Genomic DNA, 23,796 nt, shown 5'->3' with positions numbered 1-23,796 from the left:
GTGGGCGCTGTCCGGCGGTCCCTTTCCTGTGCACCGGCGACAACCCAGGGAGACCCGTGCTCAGTTCCGACATCACCTCGGCCCACCAGCGTCTCAAGCTGGCCAGGGAGTACGCACTTTTGGTTCTGGCCCTGTCCCAGGACAAAGACACCACCGTCGTGCTCGACTCCACCGGCCCTTCTGCTGCTCCCGCCGATGTCAGCGCCGCCTTGCCCATCAACCAGTGCCGCTACGTGCTCGTTGACACCGGCGTGAAGATCGTGGCCTTTCTGTGGTCCCCTGTCGACGCCCCGACCCGCAACAAGATGATCTATGCCTCACAGTCCTCCTCGACTGCCTCTTACCTGGAGGGAATCGCTGGGTTCACCTTCGTCGAAACCTCGCAGGAACTGGCAGACCTACTCACCCCCTGAACAGGTCTCTGAAGCTCGCCGTTGGACTGCGGTACCGGCACAAGCGACGGTACCGCGTCAGCGGATGGCTGACCTGTCTAGAGGGCCGAGGTGGACGCCAGGCGCTCAGCGCGGGTGAGTTCGGTGATCTGGCAGCCGATGGTGGCGCGGCCACGGCCGGTCTGGTGGGTGATACCGAGGACGCCGTCGGCCTCTCGGTCGACCACAGGGTCGTCGGGATGTTCACCAGACGGCGGGATGATCCTGCCCGCGGTTCGAAGCCGCACAGGGCACCCCCGGCTTCCCTCTGGTTCGAAATGAGTCCCATCGGCATCCCCGCATCGCCTCCCGTACGAGGAGCGTCTGGCGTTGGCAGCCGGGCCTGGTCGGGCCCCAGCTGTTGGCGTCTGGTGGGCCGGACCGGTCAGGGTCCGTCCTGGGGGCAAGGACCCGCCGCGTGGTGTGACGTTGCTCGCGACCGCATTTTCTGTTGTTCCGTCAGGTGGAAATTTCCATGGGATACCTGCGCGCTTCGGCCCGTTCGGCTGCTGTTCTTGGTGCCGTGTTCCTCACCCAGGTGGCGGTGGCCGCTCCGGGTGCTCATGCCGGCTGTAAAGATTCGTAGTTGGCCATTACGTCAGCTCGTATGTGGCCATGTGGGTTCCGGTCAACGACGGCGGCCAGTTCATCGGCGTAGTCCGTCATGAGCAAACTCAGCTGGGAGTAGTGGGTGTGTGGGCCTGGGGTTGCGAGGGCGTCTGCGAGCGATGCCCAGGATTTGCGGTGCCTTAGCTGGGGCGGCAGGACTGGGATTCTGGGAGCGAGCCCTCGCTCACTGCCGGTGACGCGTGCCCAGACGAATTCCGAAGCGGCCTGGTGCTTCCGGGGGCCGTCCTGTGGTGGGGTCGTGCCGGGCCTCGGTGCGATCTGCTGCCAGATTGTGGCCCAGTGTGACTGGGGTAGCGTCCACGTTGGCAGGCTTTTCCGGCGGTGGCGGTAGTTGGTTGGGCAGATGGCCTCCCTGCTCCGGTTCGCCAGGACTTCGAGCTCCCGGTCGTTAAGGAGCAGGGCGACGGGCAGGCGGTGGTCGCCGTCTCCAAGCTCAAGGTATGTGCCTTGGATCCCGAGAAAGAGTTCTGCTTCCTGGACGCTCATGTCCGACATCATCTGAATGAGCTGGACGGCGGCTGCTCGACGATGCATGGGGCGGTGGAGGTGTGCAGTGAGGCGCTCGCCATTGGGATGCTGCAGCCAGTGGTCTGGGAGCCACTGAGGGACATGTTCTGGGCGGTAGAGGTTCGGATCGAGTCGGCGACCGGGGCCACGCCCCAGGTTCCGTGACCGGTGCTCTTGCGCTTGTCTGACCGCTTTCTGGAAGGGAGCCGATGCTTGGACCAGGGCGAGGTTCGTCCGTCCCCATCGCCCGGAGTCCGGGGTGGGCCCGGAGCGGATCATGGATCTGAGGGCTTCATCGCGCTCGTTCTGGTCAAGTGCGAGGATCTGGTCCGCGGTGTGGAGAAGAGCCGCTGAGGCGATGGCCGACTCCGGAGGCCGGTCCCAGGTGTGATGGCGTCGCTCAACGGGCATGACGCTGAGCTTGTGGTGGTGTCTGGAGAGATCACTCTCGATGGCCTTCGAGAGTGGTGCGGGGTTGAATTCCATGGCCAGTGGCCAGGTCGCGAGGACGATCGCGGACAAGATCCGCAGGTCGGTGAAGTATGTGCGAGCCGCCTGAGAGCTGCCGGCGCCGTCGAGAAGGGCCCCGATGCGGTCCTGCAGGTGCAGGAGGGCCGACGGGGCAGCTGGAAGCCGCGGGCTTGCCGGAGGAGCGTCGAGGCGGGCGCCGCAGAAGAGGTCGAGCACTTCTTTGTCGGTCGCGAGATTGCGGCACTGGCCGGGGTGTAGGCCCTTGAACTGCATGAACGGCAGGAGCCTGGAGCCTGCCCTGGCGTCGAATTTGTGGGCAGGACGTCGGCAGCTGGGGCAGAGATGCCGGAGGAAGGCGCGGTGGTCGCGGCAGACGAAGCTGACGGCCAGACGCCATTCCGTTTTCCAGGGTCCGCCATGTCGCTGCTGGATCGCGGACCCGTCTCCGGCGAGGCACTGGGGGCAGTAGCGCGTGAACGTCGACAGGACCCAGGGATCGATGCGGGCCCAGGTGAAGCGGTGATGGGTCTGGATGTGCAGGGATTCGGTGACCGGTGGGAAGCGTTCGCCGTAGGGCTCGAGGGTCAGGGCTGCTGCTTCTTCCGTCGTCAACTGGGTGCTGTGGGCAAAGAGGTTGATCTTGCTGCCTAGTGTCACCAGGAGTTGGCCTGGGATGGAGCCGGCCGGGGCCCGGGCTGCTCCAGTGCGGGTCAGTATCTGCATGGGTGACATGTCCAGCCGGTGCGACAAGCGCAGGAGAAGGCCGGGCAGGCTCTCACCGGGCAGTGGGGCCAGCGCGCGGGGCAGCGGGGCGGGGAGTCGAGACATGGAGGTCAGCCGCCGGTGCGGGATTCGGGGCCGTGGTCATCGAAGGTGGTGTTGCGGCCGCGGGCTCGGGAAGGGCGCGACGCCTTCATGCCGGACGCAGCCGTATCCGGGGCCGGGCTGGAGGAACCGGGGATGGCGGGGATCTCGCCGGCCTGGGGGTCTCGGTCCGGGTCGTCGAGACTGAGGACGATGTCGTCCAGGAGGGCTTCATCGAGGTTCTCCTGCCCGCTGTCCATGGCCTCCTGGCAGCCGTCCTCGATGAGTCGCTCGAGCAGGCCGACGACGCCGTCGGTGCGGCGCATCAGGTACTCGGGCATGTTGCCGCCCGTGAGCATGTCGGGTGGGGCCTTCAGCAGGCGCAGGTTGGCCTGCAGGCCGGCGAGGTGGTCGTGGAAGGCGGCGATCTGGTCGGGGGTGGAGTAGCGGAACCGGTCGAGTTCGACCAGGTCGAAGCGGCGCTCGGTCTGGGTGGCTTCCAGGCCGTGGATGCGGGCGTGCCGGGACGGCGGCAGGATCCACTGACGCCGCTGTGGGTCCCAGCGGCCCTGCCGCAGGAGGCCAGAGCCGAGGATGTCGACGCCGATGAGGACCAGGGTGACGTTCATGCTCATGAAGGCGCGGATCAGATCCAGGGTGTCCTGGTCGTCGGCCCTGTGCATGCGGAGCCTCGTAATATCGTCCAAAATCAGAGCTTTTGTGCCGTGGTCGTCGAGGGAGTCGGCTACTTGCCGGATCAGCTGCGGCAGGGTCAGCCGCCTGGCCTCCGCGCCGAAGAAGTCCAGGATCGACTGGCAGGTACTCTTCGGCTTCGCCGTGACGGGAGTCTGGATGTAGGCGACCGGTGCATGCAGATCCCGGGTCCCCGCCACTACTCCGGGATGGATGTAGTTGTGCATGGCCAGCCAGGCATCCTCGAACTCCGCGGCCACTTCGCAGACCGTCTCCGTCTTGCCCTGGTAGCCCCAGCCGGTGACCATCACCCCGGCCCTGGTGGAGGGCCGGGTCTTGAGCGCGTTGTTGCGGATGCGCCGGTTGACCAGGCGGGCCACCTTCAGCGACATCGGGGTTTCCTGCAGCGGCAGGTTTACATGGGTGGCCGTGCGGTGCAGGTCGTGCAGGGACCGCTTCGCCGGGCTCAGGGCTCGCCAATCGGTGAAAGTGAGCTGCGGCGCCGGCGTGAACGGGCCCCGGGTCTTGCGCCAGTGCTGCCAGCCGGCGTAGGTGTCCCGCCTCGGTGAAGACCGGATCAGGGCCTCGGCGAGATCTTGGCGGTCCGGTTCCTGGTTCACCCGTGCTCCTTGTGATGGGCTGTGGTCTCGTCATCGTCGGGCGGCAGCAGGAACAGGGACCTGCGCCGCAAGGAGTCGCCCAGCCGCGGGGGTGGGACGGGAAGCGGCCGGCTGCGGGCCACTTCCTCGCGGCGGCGGCGCCGGTCGTCGTCGACGGCCTGCTCGACGCTGCGAGCCTGCTCGGGCCAGGGCAGGACCACGCTCTCGACCGGTTCCTCCGCGGCCGTCTTCGGGCGGTCGGTGCCGGCGGTCCGGGCCTGCTCGACCTCACGGGATCGGGCGGTCCGCTCCCGCTTGGTCATCTGCGTCGGCCACTTCTCGACCGGGATCACCGAGCCGAGCAAGTCCAGCAGGACAGGCAGGAGGTCCGCGTCCGAGCGAGGAGCCAAGTTTCGTCGGCGGACCTCCGCCAGCAGGGCCTCTGCGGTCTTGTCAGAGAAGGCCGGCACCTCACCTTTTGGCGGCAGACCGGTCCAGCGCAGGGGGTACCACTTCTCCGGTGCGTTCTCGTCCTGGAAGAACACTGTCCGCCTGTCGCGGCGGTCGGAACGGATGACCCACTTGTGCTTGTGCCGGCCGCCCCGGCTCGATGGCTGGTGAAAGCGGGGCTCCTCGAGGACCTCATCGTGATACCAAAACCCTCCGATCTTCACCCCCCGCCGGGGATGAATCTTGACGTAATGGGCCTTGAGGAGGCCGTAGTAGAGCTCCGGCCTGGGGATCTGCAGAGCGAACCCGCCCTGGTGCATCGCTGCGGCGAACAGCGAGTTGGGACTGTGATCCTCACCCGGACCCCAAGCCGGTGCGTACTCGCCCAGGACGTGGTTTTGCCAGACCTTCACCACCCATGAGGCGATCACGTTCTCCATCTGGGCCATCGACAGCACCGCGTCCGCTTCCGGATCGGCGCCGCGGTCGGCGACATCAACCCCGGTGAAGCCCAGCAAGTGCTCCAAAAGCATGCTGTTGATCGCGGCAAATGCCCTCTCGACCACGAATTTGTCAGTCGCCCGCATCACGCGGGCGGGCAGAATGTTGCAGCCCAGCGTCCTCTCCGCCTCCACCACGTGGTGGTTCTTGTAGGGGCCTCCGTGATCGGTGGTGACCGTCTCCGGGGAGAAGAACGGCAAGGCAGCAACCCGGTGGCCGGCGAACTGGGCGACCACCGTGGCCGGGACGCCGGGGTAAGGCCACTCCATTTCGGCGCCCCAGCCCTCCCGCAGGGGCAGCGGCATCATCACATCCCGCAGCAGCATCGCGACGTCCACCGAGGTGTCCGAGATCAGCGTCAGCCGGAACGCGACGATCGAGTGCGTGTAGCAGTCGATCGCGATCGTCAGCATCACCGAGACCGGATCGCCGAACACCGACTCGCGGACCTTCACCGGCAGCGGTGTGGTGTCCAGCGCGACGACCTGGCCCGGGCGGTGCACCACCACCCGCGGGGACGTGTCCCCGATGGCGTGCGCCGTGCGCTGGTAGCGCTGGCGGGCTCCACCCGAGCCGAACCACTCCTCCCAGACCGCGGCCACGGTGTCGTAGCCGGGGACCTTCTCCGTCGGGAAGTCCGGGAACACCTCGCGGATGTACTGCTGCAGCAGCCGGTGCTTGGCCCGCATGCTGATGCGTGAACGCTGAAGGCAATCGTGTCTGACCGCGAACATCGCCTCACGGATCTCCTCCGTGATGCTCGGGTGCCCGCCGCCCCGGCGTGTCCATCGACCGTCCGCGCATCCGTCCACGATGTCCTGGATGCTGTCCGCCGCAAGCCGCCGCAGCGTGCGCTCACTCATGTGCGCCAGCCCCAGCATCTCGGCCTCCGCCAGTCCGAAAGCCTTCAACTCGGCGGCCTTGGACCGGCGCCGCTGGGTGACCGTGGTGGTGGCCGAGTCGTACTCAGGTCGCGGTTCGCCCGGCAGGGCGCGTGCGGGGTGACCGGCACGGTAACCGGTCTCCGCCTCCAACACGTGCTCGGCCCGCAGCCGTGCTCGTTTCAGCTGGTCCTCGCTCAGGTCGGGCTTCAACACCTGCTTGCGTGGCCGTGGCGGCTGTTCCCGAGCCGCCTTTCCGGGCCGGCAGTCCGGGTGGTGCATGAGCCATCGGATCGGTCGCCGTTCCACCTCGCCTGCGGCATCCCGAAGCACCACCGTGCTGGCCTGCGGCAGAACGTCCTCAACCGTCCACTCGACACCGTTGAGGCGGATACCGGATCCCGGCGCCAACGCCAGCATCCCGGTAGCCATCAGGCGTCCCTCCGGGCGCCCGCAGAGACGAGCGTCGCATCGCTCAGCGGTTCGGCCAGCTCGATTGCGAGCCGCCCGTGCCAGATCAGGTGCAGGGCGTGAGCGCGGGCCACCACCGGCAGGCGCGTGGCCTGCACCAGATCGCCGAAGGCCACCGGTTCCTTGGCAGCGGCAAGAAGTTCGACCTGAAGTCCAAGCGGATCATCAACAGGTCGGCGCTGGGCCGACAAGGCATCCAGCACCGACCATACGTGCGGCCGCCATCCCGTCACCACGGCGTATCGCCAGCCACAGGCCGTCGTGAGTTCGCCGGTCGCGGCGAACTTCAACTCGTCAGCGTCACCAACCAGCGCCCTCGGCCTCACATCCAGCACCCATCTCCCACCGTCAGCCATGACCACCAGGAAATCGGGGATGTGCTCCGCCCGCCCTTCCGAATGCTCGAAGCTCAGCCGGAACGGCTGCGGCAGCACCTCCCTCACCCGCAGGAAGTCCAGTGCGAGAAGCAAGCGTTGCTCCTCCAGCGACTCGAACCCGTGGTGCCGGCCGGTAGAGACCATGAACTGCAGACCGGGCCGGTGCCGCTGCCGGGTTCCCCAACCGAAACGACGAACCAACTGCGACCTGAACAACGGCACCGACTCCAGATCCCGCAGCGCCCAGATGACTTCCTCACCGTCGAAGCGCCAGGCCGTCGTCCACCGCCGCAGCCAGCCCTGGCCCAGAGACAATCGCGTCTCAACACCCTCATCGACGGCGTACGGCGCAACCAACTGCTCCAGCCCGCACGAGTCCGAGGCCACCCTTGACCGCCTCCGCGTACCACTCATACAAGGAGCACAGCAGCCCTGCCCGGGGCCCGCGTACAGAAGCCCGTACCTGATCAGAAAACGCCGCCTCGCGACCGGCTGAACGAGGGGCTGGCCAACTATCGAACGAGATGGCCAACTACCGATCGAGGTCTCAGAAGCCGCACCTAGGGCCCCCAGCGGGTTCGACATTCAGTTCTAGATTTCGCCCCCCTACACCCGTGACGGCGAACGGAATAGCCCAGTTACCCGAGCACCTGTCCGCATCACGTCCGAGGAGCTCTCATGCGTCGCGTGCACCATCGTGCTGCCATTCATCCTGTGTTCGAAAATCCCGCGCCCGGCTCCGCCTCGTCCGTGCGCAGCGCGATCGGGCGCGCCGCGCTCCTCGTCCACGAGTCACGACCGGATACGAGGTACCGGGCATGACGGACTCAGCAGCGCTGCCGGAGCCGCTGGCCCAGTGGGTGGCGTCCGTCGTGGGACCGATCCAGGAAGTCCGCGACGCCTCGCACGCGCGGGAAAACTCGCGGGTATGGGAAGTGACCAGCCCGACGGGCCGCCACTTCGTGAAGATCGCACCCCAGCCGCTCTCCTACACTCGCGAAACGTACGCCTACCGTGCGGCCGTGCCGCACCTCGGCCTTGGCAACGCCCCTGTGCTGAAGGCCAGTTCCGCTGATCTGTGCGCGATGATTCTGACCGCCGTGGACGGCGAACCCCTCAAGGCCGAAGCCTCGCCCAGCAGGCGGCGTGCCGCACACGCTCAGGCGGGTCTGCTCCTGCGCCGCTTCCACGACGCGGCCCCGGACTCTAATGTCCTGGCCCAGGTCGGGCATGTCATCGAGAACACGGCGGCAGGTCTGGACAGACATCTGACAGCCGCCGGCGACCACCTCACGGCCCTTGAGGCCGACATCCTCCGCCGCCACGTCGCCGTCCTCCTCGACCTCGAAGACCTGCCGGTCGGCCTGCTCCACGGAGACCTGTGGGAGCGCAACCTGCTCTGGAACGGCTGGCGTTGCGCACTGATCGACTTCGAAAGGAGCATGCCAGGGCCGCTCGTCGCGGACTTCGTGAAGCTCGCCACAGCCGTCTGGCCCGAATTCCCGGGGCTGCGTTCCTCCTTCTTCAACGGCTACGGACGTGCTCTGTCGGACGCCGAGGAGCGGGCGCTCGTAGCGTTCTCGGCCGCGGATGCGGCCAGTGCCCTCGCTTACGGCCCTCGCCACGGCGACCCCCAGGTGACCGCGCGCGGCCGGCGAACCGTCGATCGCCTCACACGGGAGGCGCGACGATGATCGCCGGGCACCAGCGGCTGGCCGCAGACGTCGTGCAGATCCTGCTCCGGGAGAACGGGACCGTGCTGTGCGTACAGCGCAGTCTCGGAGCGGACCGCATGCCAGGCCCGCTTGCGCTCATCGGCGGGCCACTGCTTGCCTCCGAGGCGCTGGACGGCGCGGCCCGGCGGGAGGCGCAGGAGCAAGCCGGCGTCCAGATCAACGCCCTCGACCAGGAGTTCGTCGGTCTCCTCCACCAGCACGTGCCCGAACGGATGGATCGGGTCACCGTCGTGTTCGTGGCCCAGACCTGGGCCGGTGAGCCGTACAGCGCCGAACTGCATGAGCAACAGGAACTCTTCTGGGTCTCGATCGACAATCCCCCACCGAACTGTGATGCCGACACCGCCGCGGTCCTGCGGCTGCTCACCGCAGGCCCCTCCTACCAAGCACTGAACTGGCCCAGCACGGGAGGCACTTCGTGAAGCGATTCTTCGGCCCCGTACGGATGGCCGAACCCAAGATCTCCGACGCTGAGCAGGAACTGTTCGGCGGGCCACTGCGCTACGACTTCGGCTGGTCCAAGCACGAGCACGCCTTGCTCGACCTGACCATGCTCTCCGCGCTCCGCTCCATGCCGTCCCTGGTCGGGGCCACCCTGCGCATGGCGTGGAACGCCGACCGCCGAGGGCTTCTCGCCGTGATGACCAGCGAGGTCGGCCAGGGCATCGCCGCCGCCGTCGGTCTACTCGCCGTCAACGCCGTCATGCACGCCCTGCTCGGCGGCACCGGCACCCCCGTCGAGCGGGTGCACACGCTGCTGCCCGCGCTGCTCGCCGTCGCGGCCATCGCTGTCGTCAACTCCGCGCTGGCCGGGTGGTCGACCTCCCGGGCCGGGCGCCTGGAGCCGCTCGTCGAGCGGATCGCCACCACCCAGTATCTGGCTGCTGCCGTCTCCGTGGAGCTGGAGGCCATCGACGACCCCGACTTCCGCCGGCTGATCGAGATCGCGCAGCAGGGCCCGGGGGCTGCTCGCCGCATGATCGGCGTCACCGTCGCCGCCCTGAACTCTATGATCTCCCTGATCGCGACGGCGGGGGTGCTCACTGCCCTGGACCCCGTTCTGCTGCCCATGCTGATCCTCATCGCCGCACCGCGCGGCTGGGGTGCCATGCGGGTGGCGCAGGAGCGGTACGTGTCGTTCATGAGCTGGGTCGAGCACGTCCGGGCAAGCCGCCTGATCGGCAATCTGCTCACCGAGCGCACCGCCGCCCAGGAGGTACGTATCCACGGCGTCGGCCCCTTCCTGCTCAGCCGGTACGAGGGGATGGCCCAGAGTGCTGAGGCCGAGCAGGAGCGGCTGGCCTCCAGCAAGGCGGTCACCGAGTGGGTCGCCTCCGCGCTGTCCGGGCTGGCGACGGCGGCGACGTACGGGGCCATGTTCTGGCTGATCACGAGCGGCCGGATGAGCCTGGCCGTCGCCGGTACCGCCGTGATCGCCGTGCGGTCCGGCTCGGCGAGTCTGGGCGCCCTGGTGATGAACATCAATCACCTGCACGAGGAGTCCCTGTACGTCCGCGACCACGGCCGCTTCCTCGCCCAGGCCGCCGAACGCGCCATCCCCCAGGGCGGTGACCCGGTGCCCGAGAAGGTCGAACGGGTCGTCCTCGACCAGGTCACCTACCGCTACCCGGACCGTAGGGAGCCCGCGCTGGACAGGGTCTCGTTCACCCTGCCCATGGGATCGGTCACTGCGGTGGTCGGAGAGAACGGCTCCGGCAAGAGCACCCTGATGAAAGTCCTTTCCGGGCTGCTTCTGCCGCAGGCCGGCACCCTGCGGTGGGGCGAGGCGGAGGTCGCCGGCCTCGACCGCGCCCAGGTCTTCCAGCGCGTCTCACTGCTCACCCAGGACTTCCAGCGGTGGCCGGTGACCGCCGCGATGAACATCCGGCTCGGCCGCCCCGCCCACCCCGCTACGGCAGAGGACTTGCAGCCGTCCGTCGACTACGCGGGAGCCGGCCCGGTCATCGCCAAACTCCCCGATGGCCTGCGCAGTCTGCTGGCCCGCATGTTCCGCGGTGCCATCGAACTCTCCGGCGGGGAGTGGCAGAAAATCGGCCTGGCCCGAACCCACTGGCGCAGCACCACGTCGCAGGCGGACAGCGTCCTCGTCGTAGACGAACCGACCTCCGCCCTCGACCCGGAATCTGAGATCGAAGCCTTCGACCGCATCCGCCAACTCGCCGCGCCCCACCGGGCCGTCGTCCTGGTCACCCACCGCATGTCCGGGGTCCGCCACGCCGACCACATCCACGTCCTGCACCGCGGACAGCTGGTCGAATCCGGCACCCACGACGAACTCATGGCAGCGGGCGGCAGATACGCCGCCATGTTCAACGCCCAGGCCGCCCAGTACGCCTCCACAGCCACCATCCCCCGGCCCGCCTCGCCCACTGTCGCCGACCCCGCATGACACCACCGCCCGAAAGGCCCACCACCACCATGGCAGCGCCCCCCACCGTGCAGCAGCTCGAACCCACCGCCCTGCGCGACCAGCTCACCGACCAACTCCTGGCTGACGGCCGCATCCTCAGCCCCGCGGTCGAGAAGGCGTTCCGTACCGTCCCCCGGCACGCCTTCGCCCCCGAGGTGCCCGTCGAGGCGGCCTACGCGGACGACGTCATCCCGACCCGGCACGCCGCCGACGGACGGACCAGCAGCTCGATCTCCGCACCGTGGCTGCAAGCGAACATGCTCGAAGCCGCCCGCCTGCGGCCCGGCGACCGCGTACTGGAGATCGGCTCGGGCGGCTACAACGCCGCCCTGATCGCCGAAGCCGTCGGTGAGACAGGGAGCGTCACAACCCTCGACATCGACCCGCAGGTCACCGACCGCGCCGCCCGCTGCCTCACCGCGACCGGGTACGACCGGGTGCATGTCATCACCGCCGACGCCGAGAACCTGCCCGCCGAGGCCGTACCCGACGGCGGCTTCGACGCCGTGATCGTCACCGTCAACACCTGGGACCTGCCCTGGATCGACCTGGTGGCCGACGGTGGACGCCTGGTCGCCCCCTTGCGTCTGCACCAGTACACGTGGTCCATCGGCTTCACCAAGCAGGACGGCGTGCTGACCAGCGACGGGCCGCTGACCACGTGCAGCTTCGTACCCATGCAAGGCGACGGCGCCTGGGACAGCCACCGCAGCACCATCCCAGGACGCGGCATCCACCTCGCCTTCGAAGACGGCACACCGCTGCCCGTCGACGAACTCGCCCCGGCCTTCGACGCACGTCCCGCGACCGTCCGTACGCACGTCACCGTCCGGGGGCAGGAACCCTTCGACGCTCTCCCTCTATACCTGTCCGGAGCGCTCCCCGGGTTCTGCCGCCTGTCCGCCGACCCCGACACCACCATCATCAGCCCACCGCCGCCGCACTGGCCCGGCGCCGCCTTCGTACGCGGCGCCTCGCTCGCCCGCCTGACCACCGAGAAGATCAGCGAGGGCGACGACGGGCTGGGTCTGTATGAGTTCGTCGTCCACGGCTACGGGCCCGCCGGCCACACGGGGGCCACCGAGATGGCCGAGCAGATCCAGCACTGGCAGCGCAACCACCGCGCGGCCCTCTTCCCCCAGATCACCGTCCGCCCCCACGCTGCCACACCGGAACCCGGCAGCACACCGGGCCTCCACGTGTTCACCAAGAAGCACACGCTGGTCACGATCGACTGGCCGGTGATTCCCGGCACCGCAGCCCTCCTGACCGACGACCAGGGCCGCTACCTGCTGCACCTACGCGACGCGAACAAGCCGATCTGGCGCCCAGGACAATGGGCCCTGCTCGGCGGAAACACCGAGAAGGGCGAAGGGTGCGACGAAGCCATCGTGCGGGAGCTCGCCGAGGAAACCGGCCTGGAAATTCCCGACCTCACCGGCTTCATCACCCTGGACACCCTCGACGCAGGCGGTGACTTCAAAGACCGCGTCCGCATCTACCACGGCACGCTCAACCGGCCGGCGCACGAGATCGACCTGCACGAGGGCATCCAACTGCGGTGGACGCGGATGGACGAGACCGCGCACATGACCATGGACCCCGGCACCCTCGCCGTCCTCCAGGCCCACCAGGACACCCCGCACCCCTCCCGCGACAGCGCCGGTTCACTGCCCACCATCCAGGTCCGCGAAGCGGCCGATCCCCGCAGCCGCAGCATCGTCGGAGCCCACCTCGTCCTGCTGCGCGACGGAGCCGTCCTGCTCGGCAAACGCCACCCGGACAGCGCCTTCGCGCCCTCGGCCTGGCACCTGCCCGCCGGCCATCGGGAAGCATTCGAATCAGCCATCGCCTGCATGATCCGGGAAGCGGAGGAAGAGACCGGACTCGCCCTGAAAGAGGACGACTTGTCGCTCGTCCACACCCTCGACCTCCGCGACCACAACAGCCCCATCCCCCGCATCCAGCTCTTCTTCACCGCGACCCGGTGGGACGGCGAACCGGCCGTCCTCGAACCGGACTGCTGCACCGAGTGGGCCTGGTGGCCGCTGGCCACCCTCCCCGACCCGACGGTGGAATACACCCGCACCGCCTTGGACGCCATCGCCCGCGGAGTGCCGTACACCGCCATGGGCTGGGCCTGACGTCCCCAACACCCGAACCCCACCGCCCGTCCCGACGGATCGCCCCATGGCCGACCACACACCTGCCCAGGAGGAAATGCACATGCTCCAGTCGCCGCAGGATTACTGGGAACCGCTCTGGGCCGACGGCCGCCGCTACCGCCCGCTCGTCCCGGCTGAGACCGCCCTCCTGGCCGCCCACCTCGGCCCCGGCAGGGGGCGCCCCGCGCTCGACATCGGCAGCGGCGACGGCACCCTGACCCGCCATCTCCACCACCAGCTCGGCTACCGCACCACCGGCATCGACTGCGCCCCCAGCGCCATCGCCCTCGCCGAAGCTCTGGACACCACCCCCGGTACCAACCCCACCTGGCGGTGCGCAGACATCACCTCCGACGACACCCTCCCCGACTCCGCGTACGCGGTCATCACGTGCCGCCTGGTCTACCGGTGGGCAGCCGACAAGCCCGGCTTCCTGCACCGGGTCCGTCAACTCCTGGCCCCTGGCGGCCGTTTCTGGGTCGTCACCGAGATCGCCGGGCGCCGGGCCCCGACCGATCCCCTCCACGACCTCGGCATCACCAGCGCGGACGCCGAAATCCTCACCGCGCGCTGGTCCGTCGTCCGTACCGCGGACCTCGATGTCCTCCGCTGTTACACCCTGCAGCCCTGACCACTCCACCCCACGACCGCCCTACCTCGGAGATGCCCATGGACTCGCCCCCGTCGTACGAACAGAGCTGGACCGTCTACGGCCAGCGGCAGCTGGACCGGGGCTTCACGCCCGACGTCCCGCGACGGATCAGCTGGGGCTTGTGGCCCGACGTCGGTCCCGGTGCCGAGATTCTCGGCGAGATCCGCGGCAAACGCGTGCTCGACATCGGCTCCGGGGCCGGCCACCACGCCGTACACCTCGCCCAGACCCACGGTGCGCTCGTGACCGCGATCGAGATGTCGCCCACCCAGCACCAACGCGCCCTCGACGCCCACACCGACGTCGCGGGCGTCGACTTCCTGCTGGGCGACATGGTCGACCTCCTCCCCCACCCCGAGCCGTACGACGCCGCTTACGCCATCGGCACCCTGGCCTACCTCGACCCGCACCACGCACTGCCCGCCCTGCGAGACGGTCTGCGCGACGGCGCGCCCCTCGTCTTCTCCGTCCTGCACACCGATCTCCACGGCCACGGCCCGTCCTCGGAAGTCGCTCCGCGCGAGCAGGAAATCCGCCTGCGTGACGACCCGCCGCTGCCCGTACAGATGTGGGTGCTGAGCAGCCTGCTCTGGGAGGACCTCCTCACCCAGTACGGCTTCGTCGTCGAGAACATCGAACTCCTCCGGGCACCGGTCGAGGACGAGAACCCCGTCGTCCAGCAACTCATCTCGGCCCGCCGTCTGCCCGGCCGCTCCGCGCGCCAGGTGTCGAGCCGTCCCCGTACGAGCCGGCCGCCCGTTCCCCATGCCGCGCTCGGTGTTGGCGTCATTGTCACCAACCCGCAGGGCGACGTCCTGATCGGCGAGCACGAACGCGGCACCGTCGAATGCCCCGGAGGGACCGTGGAGGCCGGGGAGTCCCTGGAGGAGGCCGTCGTCCGAGAACTCCGCGAAGAGACTGGGCTGGAGGCAACGGTCGCGGACGTCGTACTGCTGGGCACCCTCCTCGACCACGTCGGCGACGTCGTACGGATGACCATCGCCGCCCGGGTCGACCGGTGGAACGGTATCCCCGCAGACCAGCCCGGTGAGATCATCGGCTCCTGGCGCTGGACGCCGGTCCACGAACTTCCCGACGGGCTCTTCGTGTGCAGTGCCCAAATTTTGACTGCCTGGCGCCCGGACCTGCCGATCAGCCACCCCCCAGCCACCTTCACTCCGTACCGCTGCTCACCCTCCTCAGCCGCCCTGGAGACCGCCGAATGAGGAGCGCCCCCGCCATCGCGAACCCGGCCCTGCGGGACTTGCTGCCCGCGGACCTGTGGCACGGGGTCCGCCGCCCACCCACGGTCGAAGAGCTGACCGCGCTGCTGCGCGAGCTGACCCACCGCCACCGAGAGAGATGGACGATGACGCAGGCCGGGCGCTCCCGGGCCGGAGAGCCCCTGCACCTCGTCACCGTCCCCGGAGGACCGCTTCGCGTGCTTGTCGTCGGCGGCCCGCATCCGCACGAGCACATAGGTCTCGCGGTCCTCGACGGCCTCGGCCGCCTCCTGTCCCAGCACCCCGAAGCGAGCGCCCACGTCTCCTGGTACCTGATGCCCTGCCTCGACCCGGACGGCGCCCGGCTCAACACCTGGACCCAGCAGAACGGCGAGCCGACCCTGGAGAGCTACCACCGCGGGTTCTTCCGCCCCGCCCGGACAGACCAGCCCGAGTGGGCCCTGCCCCAGCCCGGCACCGCCGCGCAGCTCCCCGAGGCCGCCGCGCTGGCGCACGTCATCGACACCGTGCGACCCCACGTGTACCTCTCGCTCCACGGCGCCGACACCGGGGGAACCTTCCTTCTCACCTCTCAGGCCGACCCCGCGCTCGTACCCCTCCTGCACCAGGCCAGCGCACGGTACGAACTGCCCGTAGAGGAGCACCCGTCGGACGCCCTCGACTGGCCCAGCGTGGGCCCCGGCGTCTTCGTGCTCCCACCCCCCGATCAATTCCGCAGCTCCGGGGCCAGCAGCGTGCACTACGCCCACCGGCGCGGTGCCCGCTATGCGCTGATGCCCGAGATGCCGATGTGGACCAGCAGCCCCCACGACCTTCCCGCCGCACGCGCCGCCGAGCACCTGGAGCAGGCGGTCACCTTCCTCACCACCATCACCCAGCAGTTCCCCCTGCCGCCGGACAGCCCTTTCACGCCCGCGGTCACCGACACCCTCGCCATCATGGACACCATGGCCCGCTCCTACCGTTCGCACCCTCACGCAGGCGCCGGACAGGACCTCGCCCACCTCACCCCACTCCGCGCCTGCGGCATGCTCCTGCGCGCCCTCGACGCCCTCCCCGAGCGGCGGAACTCGCCCCTCACCAACGTGCGGCTGGGTGCCCTGCGGCAGGAGACCGAAACCCGGTGCGATCAGTGGCTGCAGGCTGCCGAAGAGGCGTTGCGCCCTTCGCCCCTCCCTCTGAGCCGCACAGCAGGCTTCCAACTGGACACGATCCTCTCGGTCACCGACCTCCTGGTGCGGTGACCCCTCGTGCGCACTCCCGTCTCACCCACAAGGAAGACCATGGAACGCAGCCATAACGAGTCTGAACGTGCAGACCACCTGGCGCCGGTTCTGATCATCGGGGGGAGCGGCTTCCTGGGTTCCGAGCTCGTCCGGCAGGCTGGCGCAGCTGGGTGCACAACCGTCGCGACGTACGCGACCGAACCGAGCGTCGCTTCCCCCACGGCCTGGATCCACTTGGACCTTCGGGACACAGCGAGCCTGGCCACCGTGGTTGCCGAGGTGAACCCGCGCGCGGTGATCAATGCATCCAGCGGTCTGGACGACTGGGCCGTCACTGCAGAGGGGCCGCTGCACCTCGCGTTGGCGACGGCACGCCTCGGGGTCCGCATGGTGCACATGTCTTCGGATGCTGTGTTCTCCGGCTCCCAGCAGCGCTACGACGAGTCGTGCAAGCCAGACCCCGTGACCCCGTACGGAGCCGCCAAAGCCGCTGCGGAGAGCGGCATCCTCGCCGTCTACCCGGAGGCGGCCGTCGCCCGCACCTCGCTGATCATCGGCGACGGAGGTTCCGCACACGAGCGCCTGGTCCATCAGCTCGCCGCGAGCACCAGCGTCGGCGCCTTGTTCACCGACGATGTCCGCTGTCCCGTCCATGTGGTCGATCTGGCCGCCGCTGTCCTGGAGATCGCCTTCAGCGACGAGGCCGGCATTCTCCACCTCGGCGGGCCCGACGCCCTGAGTCGTCACGAGCTCGGCGTGCTCATCGCCCAGCGCGACGGACTCGACGCCACTCGCCTGCCCACGGGACTGCGGGCAGAGAGCTCCCTTCGCGGAGCCCTCGCCGTATGCCTCGACAGCCGAGCAACCCAGCAACGGCTACACACCGCGCTACGCGGCGCCCGGCAGTTCCTGAAGCGGTGACCCGCCGAGCCTGAACGGTAGCGCCGTTCCCTGAACGCGCGTCGGAAGTAAGCGAGTTGGGTACGGTCCGACCGGCGAATCGGGTTCGGCTGCGGAGGCGAATGATGAAGAGTGCGCACGTGGGGCTCGCGGCCTTCGAAACCAGAGCGGGCGAGGCGGCCCGGACCCTGCTGCACAACCAGGGGTACGACGGCGGGTGGGGACTCACCCTGACCTCGGTTTCATCGATCGTCAACACCAGCGAGGTCCTGCCGATCCTGCGAGCCGCCGGCATCGCCGGGCAGCCGGTGCGCCAGGGGCTCGACTTCCTCACCGGCGCCATCCCGGAGCACTCCCGGCCCCGGCCCAAGGGCGGTCGTGGTGAGCACACCCGGTTCATCGCCTTCGGCCTGGCCGGACTGCTGTCCCACCCGCGCTTCTTCCACCACCACGGCGTCGCAGAAGCCGCTGCCTGGTGCGTCAGGTGGCTGGAGGAGCACCAGGTCGACCACGGCTGGCCCGAGGTCCTTGGGCTCGACGACACCTCGCTGCATCAGACCGCCCTGGTGGTACACCGGCTCGCCGGACTCAGGGATGCCCTCCACGACTTCGGCCCCGGCCTCCTCTTACCCGGCGGCGTGGAAACCAGCAGCCTGCTGGAGCGCGTCGTCCCGCTGATCGACCACGGCATACATGGCCTGCTCTACCACCGGCGCCCCAGCGGGGCATGGGGGTGGCGTACCTACATCGACACCGACCCGAGCCCGAGCAAGACGGCGCTGTGCCTGCTCGCACTGTCGGCCGTCTGCTCAGGCACCGGGCCCGGCGGCGAGCCCGCCTACCGGGACGGCCCGCGGGAGGCGGGCGGCGTGCATGGCCCCGTGCAGCGAAAGCGGCTGTCCGACGTGGTCGTCGAGGCCGGCCAGTGGCTGCTGCACAACCACCACCGGTGGGAGGAGTTCGTCGAGGACGACAAGGACGTGCAGGGCACCGCCTGGGAGCACATGGCGTACGCGCTCTGCACCCAGGCCGTCATCCGGGCCGGCGCGAGCCCGCGCGATCCCCGCCTCGCCAAGGCATGGACGTTGATGAACGCGCTGTGGGACCCGGAGGCCGGGCTGTGGAACGAGCCGGGCGCCTCGGGCAAGCGCGCCACCATCCGGGCCGCGTACTACACGGTGTCGGCCTACGAGGAAGCGATGCGGCGCCTGGCCCGGATGAACCTTTCTGACACCGCCCCCGAGGAGGCGAGCGAGGTGTCGGCCGAGATGGCGATCGTTCGTGTCGCCCTTGGCCCTGGACGGGCCGTCATCCTGGGGACACGCGGCAGCGAAGGAAACGTGGTGTGTGAGCTGTCGGAGCGTCTCTTCGACGTGGTGAAGGTCGTGTACGAGGCTCCCGAGGACGGAGTGTCGACCGCGCGGATCGCGGCACAGCTCTACGTCGCCCAGTCCTCGGTACCCAAGTACGTCCAGCGCCTCAACCAGGCTGTCACCGCAGCCTTCGGCGGGGCTCCGGCCCGGCTCCTGCTGGCCAGCAGGGTGGACGGGGCCAGCGGGTATCGCCTCGCGGGGCGGTAGTCCGCCGCCTACGACGTGGCGCGCTCGCCGGCCTCGGGGTAGTTCAGCAGGGCGAACCGTGCCAGGGAGCGGACCTGGTCGAAGGTCTTGAGGGTGCCGAGGTCTTCCAGGCCGAACCAGGCTGCCCCGTGCACCTCTTCGAGCTGTGCCTCCACAGCCTGTTCCCGGGTGCCCGGCTGGCGCTGGACATAGAAGAACTGGACCAGCGCCGGCGTGGGGAAGCCTTCGCGCTCGATGTCCACGTAGAACGGCACCGGCTCTGGGGTGGCGTTGTGGTCGGCCGGGTGGATGGCCGGCTGGCTGGAGATCGCCTCCACCAGGAGCCCCGTCTCCTCCTTGAACTCACGCACCGCCGTACCTGCGAAGGACTCCCCGGGCTCGATATGCCCGCCTGGCGGAACCCATTTGTCGAAGCGGTTGTGGTGCACCAGCAGCACTTTGCCTTGCTCGACGAGGTAGCCCGAGCAGCAGTACACCAGACCGACGTCGCGGGCGGTCTGGCCGTCGTGGATCAGAATCGAGCGAGGCACCCCGCCACGATAGCCCACCGAGAACCGCCCGAACTTCGGTGCAAGTGATGCGACTTCAGCACAGTGTCAGCGGGTTCCTGATGACATGTCATCGGCAATGACAGTGCGATGTCATCAGGTACCCGTCGCTTCGGGACGGATCGTGGTCGTGTCCCGGCCCGCGGCCCGTACGCGTCCGGGGATGCCCCTTGTCCATCGAGGAGAGGACCCTGATGCGCTCTCGCCCGTCCCCGTGGCGTGCCCGCTACCAGCAGCGGTTCGCGGCCCCGCAGACCGTGGTGGTCCAGCCCACGACCTGGTGCAATCTCGACTGCCAATACTGCTACCTGCCCTTCCGCAAGCTCACGCACCACATGCCCCTGGAGGTGGCCGAGACCCTGGCCCAGGCGGTGGCCCAGTTCGACGACAACGGCCAGCCGATCGGCATCGTCTGGCACGGCGGAGAACCGCTCGCCGTCGGCCAGCAGAAGTTCGCCGCCCTGCTCGCGCCGTTCGATGCCCTGCGGCGGGCGGGCCGCATCCACCACTACGTGCAGACCAACGCGACGCTGATCACCGAGACATGGTGCGACCTGCTGGCTGCGTACGACGTGCGCGTGGGGGTGAGCATCGACGGGCCGGCCGCCTTGAACGCCGAGCGCGTCGACCTGCGAGGCAAGCCTGCCTTCGACCGAATCCTGGGCGGCATCGCGCATCTGCGCGAGCAGGGCATCCCGTTCTCCGTCATCTCGGTGGTCGGCACCCTGGGCATCGCCATGCCGGAAGAACTGCTGGAGTTCCTGAGCTCCTTGGGGGGCCATTCGGTGGGCTTCAACATCGAGGAGATCGAAGGCGTCAACACCGACCGGCAGCCGCCCACCGCGGTTCAGGCCGAGGAGTTCTGGCGCCGCACCCTCACCTGGACCCGCGCGCACCCCGGCGCCCCGGCGGTCCGGGAGGTCGAACGCCTCGCCGAGTACCTCCAGCTAATCCGCTCCGGCCGGAGGACCGAATGGGACGAGCGCCGCCTCGATCCGATCCCCACCGTCTCCTGGAAGGGCGACGTGGTCCTGCTCTCCCCGGAACTCGCGGACACGGCGGCGCCCGAATACGGCGACTTCCTGGCGGGCAACATCCTCGACCGCCCCCTGCACGAGATCCTCCGCAATGCCCACCGGCTGCGCTACGTACGCGACTTCCTCACCGGCCTCGACCGCTGCCAGTCCGCATGCGAGTTCTTCGACTTCTGCCGTGGCGCCCAGGCCGCCAACCGGTTCTTCGAGAACGGCGACCTCACGACCACCGAGACCAACTACTGCCGGGTATCCCGGCAAGCCCTGGTCACGGCCCTGTCCACGCTCGCAACCAAGGAGGCTGCCGCATGACCATCCTGGACCAACTCGCCACGTCCGACGCCCCCATCGTGATGGAGTTGACCGCCACGCACGACGTCCCGGCCCCGGTGACCGTTGAAGAAAAGTGGGACAACCGGCCGCCGAGTAGCCGGGGGGAATCTCACCCCCCGGCCCTCACAGAACCGTGCTTAACAGTCTCCCGTTACACGGCTCTTGTCGCTCTGATCTTCAGACCGCCACGGCACTCACCGTTGGCATGAGGCGCCAGTGCGCGAACATGCGGGGGTATCGCCTCGCGATCTCCTGCACCTTCGCCAGCGCCTTCCGCTTGGCCGCGAACCGCTTGTACTTCTTGCGGACCCATCGCACCAGGTAGGCGTTGATGCGCATCGCGAAGACTTCCAACTCCCACGGCCGGAAACGCCCGTAGTAGTTGAGCCAGCCCGACACCAGAGGGTTCAGCCTCTGTGCGAGCTCTTTGAAGGTCAGATCGGTCCGGGTGTGCAGGTGCCAGGAACGCACCGTCCGTCCGATCCTCGTCAGGGCTTCCCTGCTGATCGCCGGCTCGAACGACAGGAACACCCTGCCGCTCTTGTGCCGGTTCTTCCTCGCGCGGAACGTGTACCCAAGGAACGTGAACGCGGTGTGCTCGTAGGAGCGTGGTCGCGTTCCGTCCTTGCAGTAGACGATCCGGGTCTTGGCCGGGTGCAGTTGCAGCCCGACTTCGGCCATCCTGTCCGTGAGCGCGGCCAGCACCTCGCGGGCCTGGTACTCACTGACGCAGTGCAGCACCGCGTCATCCGCATACCGTTCGAACTGGACGGTCGGGAACTCCCGGGCCATCCAGGTGTCGAACGCGTAGTGCAGGAACAGGTTCGCCAGGACGGGAGACACCGGAGCCCCTTGCGGGGTCCCGCGTTCCCGTTCACGCAGAGTCCCGTCGGGCATGACGAGCGGAGCGGCAAGCCATCTCCGCACATACAAGTTCACCCAAACGGCGTCGGTGTGCGCTTCCACAGCCTTGACAAGCAGGCCCCAGGGCACACTGTCGAAGAACTTGGCGATGTCGAGCTCTACCGCCCAGCTCCTTTTCCAACAGCGTTCCCTGCATTTGCCCACCGCGTCCAGGGCGGACCGTCCAGGCCGATATCCGAAACTGTCCGGGTGGAAAATTGGCTCCACCCTTCGCATCAGATGCCTAGCCACTACGGTCTGCGCCACCCGATCAGCGACAGCGGGAATGCCGAGCATTCTCGTGCCGCCACCGTGTGGCTTGGGAATCTCCACCGCGCGTACCGGAGGCGGAAAGTACGAGCCCGACGACATCCGATTCCAGACCTTATAGAGATTGCTCTTCAGGTCCTTCTCGAAGTCCTCAACGCTCTGTCCGTCCACACCGGGCGCGCCTTTGTTAGCTCTGACTTCCTCCCATGCCTCCTTGATCTCCCACTTCGAAATTTCAAACGGTTTGGTCGATGACTTCAACTGGCCCATCGCACTCCTCCCGGACACATCCGGTTGATGTGATCAACTCAGTCACGAACGACCCGGCCCCTTCGCTCCACCCCCATTACAGAGGCTTCATCACTACTACGAGCCGGTCCGCCAACGTGCCCCGCATCGGTACTCGACCCCTCGCAGTTGCGTCCGCTTGGGGCACTCCCTCTCGCCACCACGACGCGGTGGACGGTGTCGGGGCACGCTTTCTCCTGTTCCGTACGGAAGCCGCAGATCGGACTCACGTCGCCTGCACGCCGGACACCACCTGGCCAATAAGCGGGCACCCGCCAGGCTCATCCCGGAGTCCACGTAACACCCCGGTTTTGATGTCATCTGTTTTTCTTACGACGCGTCAGCAGCGATTCACTTGCGTTCGTCTTCCCGATCCCCACCTGACGCCTCTTACGACGCCTTTTCCTCATCGCTCACCACGACGGTCTTTACCCCAACGCAGCATGAGGTGGTTTGAAACCTCCCCCCACAGGGCGGCTCCGAAGGGCCACGAAACCTTCATCTTCCGCACAGCACCGCTATTGGAAGCTGTCCTACTACCAACTCCTTTTCGCGTTCAGGACGCAACACGTGGGACAACTGGGCGAAGAACCCGGCTCCCTTCGACAACCGCCCGACCTGGGACAACTGGAACAAGAAGAAGTAGGCCACGCTGCTGCTGGCAGGTCCCGGAGCCTGCCAGCAGCACCGGCGACCGAGCCACCTCTCTGAAAGGCTGTTGATGGACACCCGCACGATCCGCCGTACGAGCGTCACACTCCCCGCCCTGAATGAGCCGGGCCTCTACCTCTCCAACATCACCTCGCTGGAGGGTGGCCGTGGCCGGGTGGCGGAGTTCCACTACGCCGACGCCGATCTACGGGACCTCGATCTTGCCGACACCCACCTGATGGACGGACGGATCACCAACCTCAAGACTCAGCGCACCAGGCTGGAGAAGCTGCGCGTCGACTCCGTGGAATTCACCGGCTGCGACCTGTCATCCCTGCAGTGGACCGACAGCAAGGTCTCCCGAACCGTCTTCCGCGACTGCAAGCTCATGGGAGCCGCACTGGACGATGTCACGCTCGACAACGTCCTGTTCGAGAACTGCAAGCTCAACCTCAGTACGCTCACCCGCGTCCGATCCACCGGCCCCGTGATCTTCGCTAAATGCTCGCTGCGCGAGACCACCTTCACCGCTGTCGATCTCGGTGCCGCGCTGATCGACGACTGCGATCTACGCGGCACCGAGTTCGACGGCGGAAAGTACCGCGGCCTGGACCTCCGGGGAAACGACCTCTCCCAGCTTCGCGGTCTGGGCTCGCTCAAACAGGTCGTCATCGACCATGCACAGACACTCCAACTCGCCGAGGCCCTCGCCGCCGAGCTGAACGTCACCTTCGGTGAAGACCTCGACGACCAGTAGTCCCGCGCCTGCCCCAGGAGGCACGACCAGCACTGGCCACTGGACCACCACCGAAAGACACCGCCACCCGGCTGCCCTACCTCAGACGGCACCAGGGCCGCCGCCCTTTGCCTCGCCACCGGCCTCGGCCAGCGCTACTCATGGGCAACCACGACACCCCCCAGAAGGGGGCTGTGCGGCTGGGCCGTTCCGCTCGGAGGCAGTCCAACACCGCCTGCCTCGCCACGCCGCTCGCATCCCTCAGACCGCGCAGTGTCCTGGCT

Annotated in this window: 19 protein-coding genes; 12 read left to right on the top strand and 7 right to left on the bottom strand. The window is 68.2% G+C overall.

The annotated features are described in order from the left end of the window. Positions 1-56: 56 nt before the first annotated feature. Entirely contained in the window at positions 57-413 is a 357-nt protein-coding gene (locus ACIA73_RS16715; RefSeq protein WP_399439243.1) for a hypothetical protein, read from the top strand. Between the two features lie 77 nt (positions 414-490). Here the strand turns inward: ACIA73_RS16715 and ACIA73_RS16710 are convergent, their stop codons facing one another. From ACIA73_RS16710 to ACIA73_RS16690, 5 genes are all read right to left on the bottom strand, one after another. Beyond that, positions 491-619, bottom strand: a complete 129-nt coding sequence (locus ACIA73_RS16710; RefSeq protein ID WP_399439242.1) for a hypothetical protein — start codon at positions 617-619, stop codon at positions 491-493. 373 nt (positions 620-992) lie between these two features. Continuing rightward, the gene (locus ACIA73_RS16705; RefSeq protein WP_399439241.1) at positions 993-2,867 is read right to left on the bottom strand and encodes a TniQ family protein; all 1,875 of its coding nucleotides are present in this window, start codon (positions 2,865-2,867) and stop codon (positions 993-995) included. Positions 2,868-2,872: 5 nt separating this feature from the next. After that, on the bottom strand, positions 2,873-4,156 hold the full coding sequence (locus ACIA73_RS16700) for an AAA family ATPase (protein WP_399439240.1): 1,284 nt from the start codon (positions 4,154-4,156) through the stop codon (positions 2,873-2,875). Then, positions 4,153-6,399, bottom strand: coding sequence for a transposase (locus tag ACIA73_RS16695; protein ID WP_399439239.1), 2,247 nt, complete (start codon positions 6,397-6,399; stop codon positions 4,153-4,155). The genes ACIA73_RS16700 and ACIA73_RS16695 overlap by 4 nt, the downstream gene beginning before the upstream one ends. Beyond that, positions 6,399-7,202, bottom strand: coding sequence for a TnsA-like heteromeric transposase endonuclease subunit (locus ACIA73_RS16690; RefSeq protein ID WP_399439238.1), 804 nt, complete (start codon positions 7,200-7,202; stop codon positions 6,399-6,401). Before ACIA73_RS16690 ends, ACIA73_RS16695 begins: the two co-directional genes overlap by 1 nt. Before the next feature lie 431 nt (positions 7,203-7,633). Between ACIA73_RS16690 and ACIA73_RS16685 the strand changes: the two genes are divergently transcribed. The 9 genes from ACIA73_RS16685 to ACIA73_RS16645 all read left to right on the top strand — a co-directional run bounded on the left by ACIA73_RS16685 (position 7,634) and on the right by ACIA73_RS16645 (position 18,749). After that, positions 7,634-8,509 carry an aminoglycoside phosphotransferase family protein gene (locus ACIA73_RS16685; RefSeq protein WP_399439237.1) on the top strand — a complete coding sequence of 292 codons (876 nt, stop codon included), beginning with the start codon at positions 7,634-7,636 and terminating at the stop codon, positions 8,507-8,509. Continuing rightward, entirely contained in the window at positions 8,506-8,973 is a 468-nt protein-coding gene (locus ACIA73_RS16680) for an NUDIX domain-containing protein (RefSeq protein WP_399439236.1), read from the top strand. The genes ACIA73_RS16685 and ACIA73_RS16680 overlap by 4 nt, the downstream gene beginning before the upstream one ends. Next, the gene (locus ACIA73_RS16675; RefSeq protein ID WP_399439235.1) at positions 8,970-10,961 is read left to right on the top strand and encodes an ABC transporter ATP-binding protein; all 1,992 of its coding nucleotides are present in this window, start codon (positions 8,970-8,972) and stop codon (positions 10,959-10,961) included. Before ACIA73_RS16680 ends, ACIA73_RS16675 begins: the two co-directional genes overlap by 4 nt. Positions 10,962-10,990: 29 nt before the next feature. Beyond that, positions 10,991-13,126, top strand: a complete 2,136-nt coding sequence (gene fxlM, locus ACIA73_RS16670) for a methyltransferase, FxLD system (protein WP_399439234.1) — start codon at positions 10,991-10,993, stop codon at positions 13,124-13,126. Between the two features lie 46 nt (positions 13,127-13,172). Continuing rightward, positions 13,173-13,778 carry a class I SAM-dependent methyltransferase gene (locus ACIA73_RS16665; RefSeq protein ID WP_399439233.1) on the top strand — a complete coding sequence of 202 codons (606 nt, stop codon included), beginning with the start codon at positions 13,173-13,175 and terminating at the stop codon, positions 13,776-13,778. Between the two features lie 38 nt (positions 13,779-13,816). Further along, the gene (locus ACIA73_RS16660) at positions 13,817-15,025 is read left to right on the top strand and encodes a bifunctional class I SAM-dependent methyltransferase/NUDIX hydrolase (RefSeq protein WP_399439232.1); all 1,209 of its coding nucleotides are present in this window, start codon (positions 13,817-13,819) and stop codon (positions 15,023-15,025) included. Continuing rightward, entirely contained in the window at positions 15,022-16,287 is a 1,266-nt protein-coding gene (locus tag ACIA73_RS16655) for a M14 family zinc carboxypeptidase (protein ID WP_399439231.1), read from the top strand. The genes ACIA73_RS16660 and ACIA73_RS16655 overlap by 4 nt, the downstream gene beginning before the upstream one ends. 39 nt (positions 16,288-16,326) lie before the next feature. Continuing rightward, positions 16,327-17,190 (top strand): SDR family oxidoreductase, encoded by an 864-nt coding sequence (locus ACIA73_RS16650; RefSeq protein WP_399439230.1) that lies wholly within the window; start codon positions 16,327-16,329, stop codon positions 17,188-17,190. 104 nt (positions 17,191-17,294) lie between these two features. Then, positions 17,295-18,749, top strand: coding sequence for a hypothetical protein (locus ACIA73_RS16645; protein ID WP_399439229.1), 1,455 nt, complete (start codon positions 17,295-17,297; stop codon positions 18,747-18,749). An 8-nt stretch (positions 18,750-18,757) separates the two neighbouring features. On the opposite strand, the gene ACIA73_RS16640 is transcribed toward ACIA73_RS16645, so the two are convergent. Then, positions 18,758-19,279 (bottom strand): NUDIX domain-containing protein, encoded by a 522-nt coding sequence (locus ACIA73_RS16640; RefSeq protein ID WP_399439226.1) that lies wholly within the window; start codon positions 19,277-19,279, stop codon positions 18,758-18,760. A 212-nt stretch (positions 19,280-19,491) separates the two neighbouring features. On the opposite strand from ACIA73_RS16640, the gene amcB reads away from it, so the two are divergent. Next, entirely contained in the window at positions 19,492-20,643 is a 1,152-nt protein-coding gene (gene amcB, locus ACIA73_RS16635; protein ID WP_399439225.1) for a cyclophane-forming radical SAM peptide maturase AmcB, read from the top strand. A gap of 198 nt (positions 20,644-20,841) precedes the next feature. On the opposite strand, the gene ltrA is transcribed toward amcB, so the two are convergent. Next, complete coding sequence (gene ltrA, locus ACIA73_RS16630) at positions 20,842-22,107, bottom strand: group II intron reverse transcriptase/maturase (RefSeq protein ID WP_399439224.1); 1,266 nt, start codon at positions 22,105-22,107, stop codon at positions 20,842-20,844. 739 nt (positions 22,108-22,846) lie between these two features. Here ltrA and ACIA73_RS16625 point away from each other — a divergent pair. Then, positions 22,847-23,533, top strand: a complete 687-nt coding sequence (locus ACIA73_RS16625) for a pentapeptide repeat-containing protein (protein ID WP_399439223.1) — start codon at positions 22,847-22,849, stop codon at positions 23,531-23,533. Positions 23,534-23,796: the final 263 nt, after the last annotated feature.

It is taken from the genome of Streptomyces sp. NPDC051561, assembly GCF_044454195.1.
Classification (GTDB): Bacteria; Actinomycetota; Actinomycetes; order Streptomycetales; family Streptomycetaceae; genus Streptomyces.
Note: the sequence above shows the minus strand (reverse complement) of the source record. Positions and strands in the feature narration are given on the sequence as shown.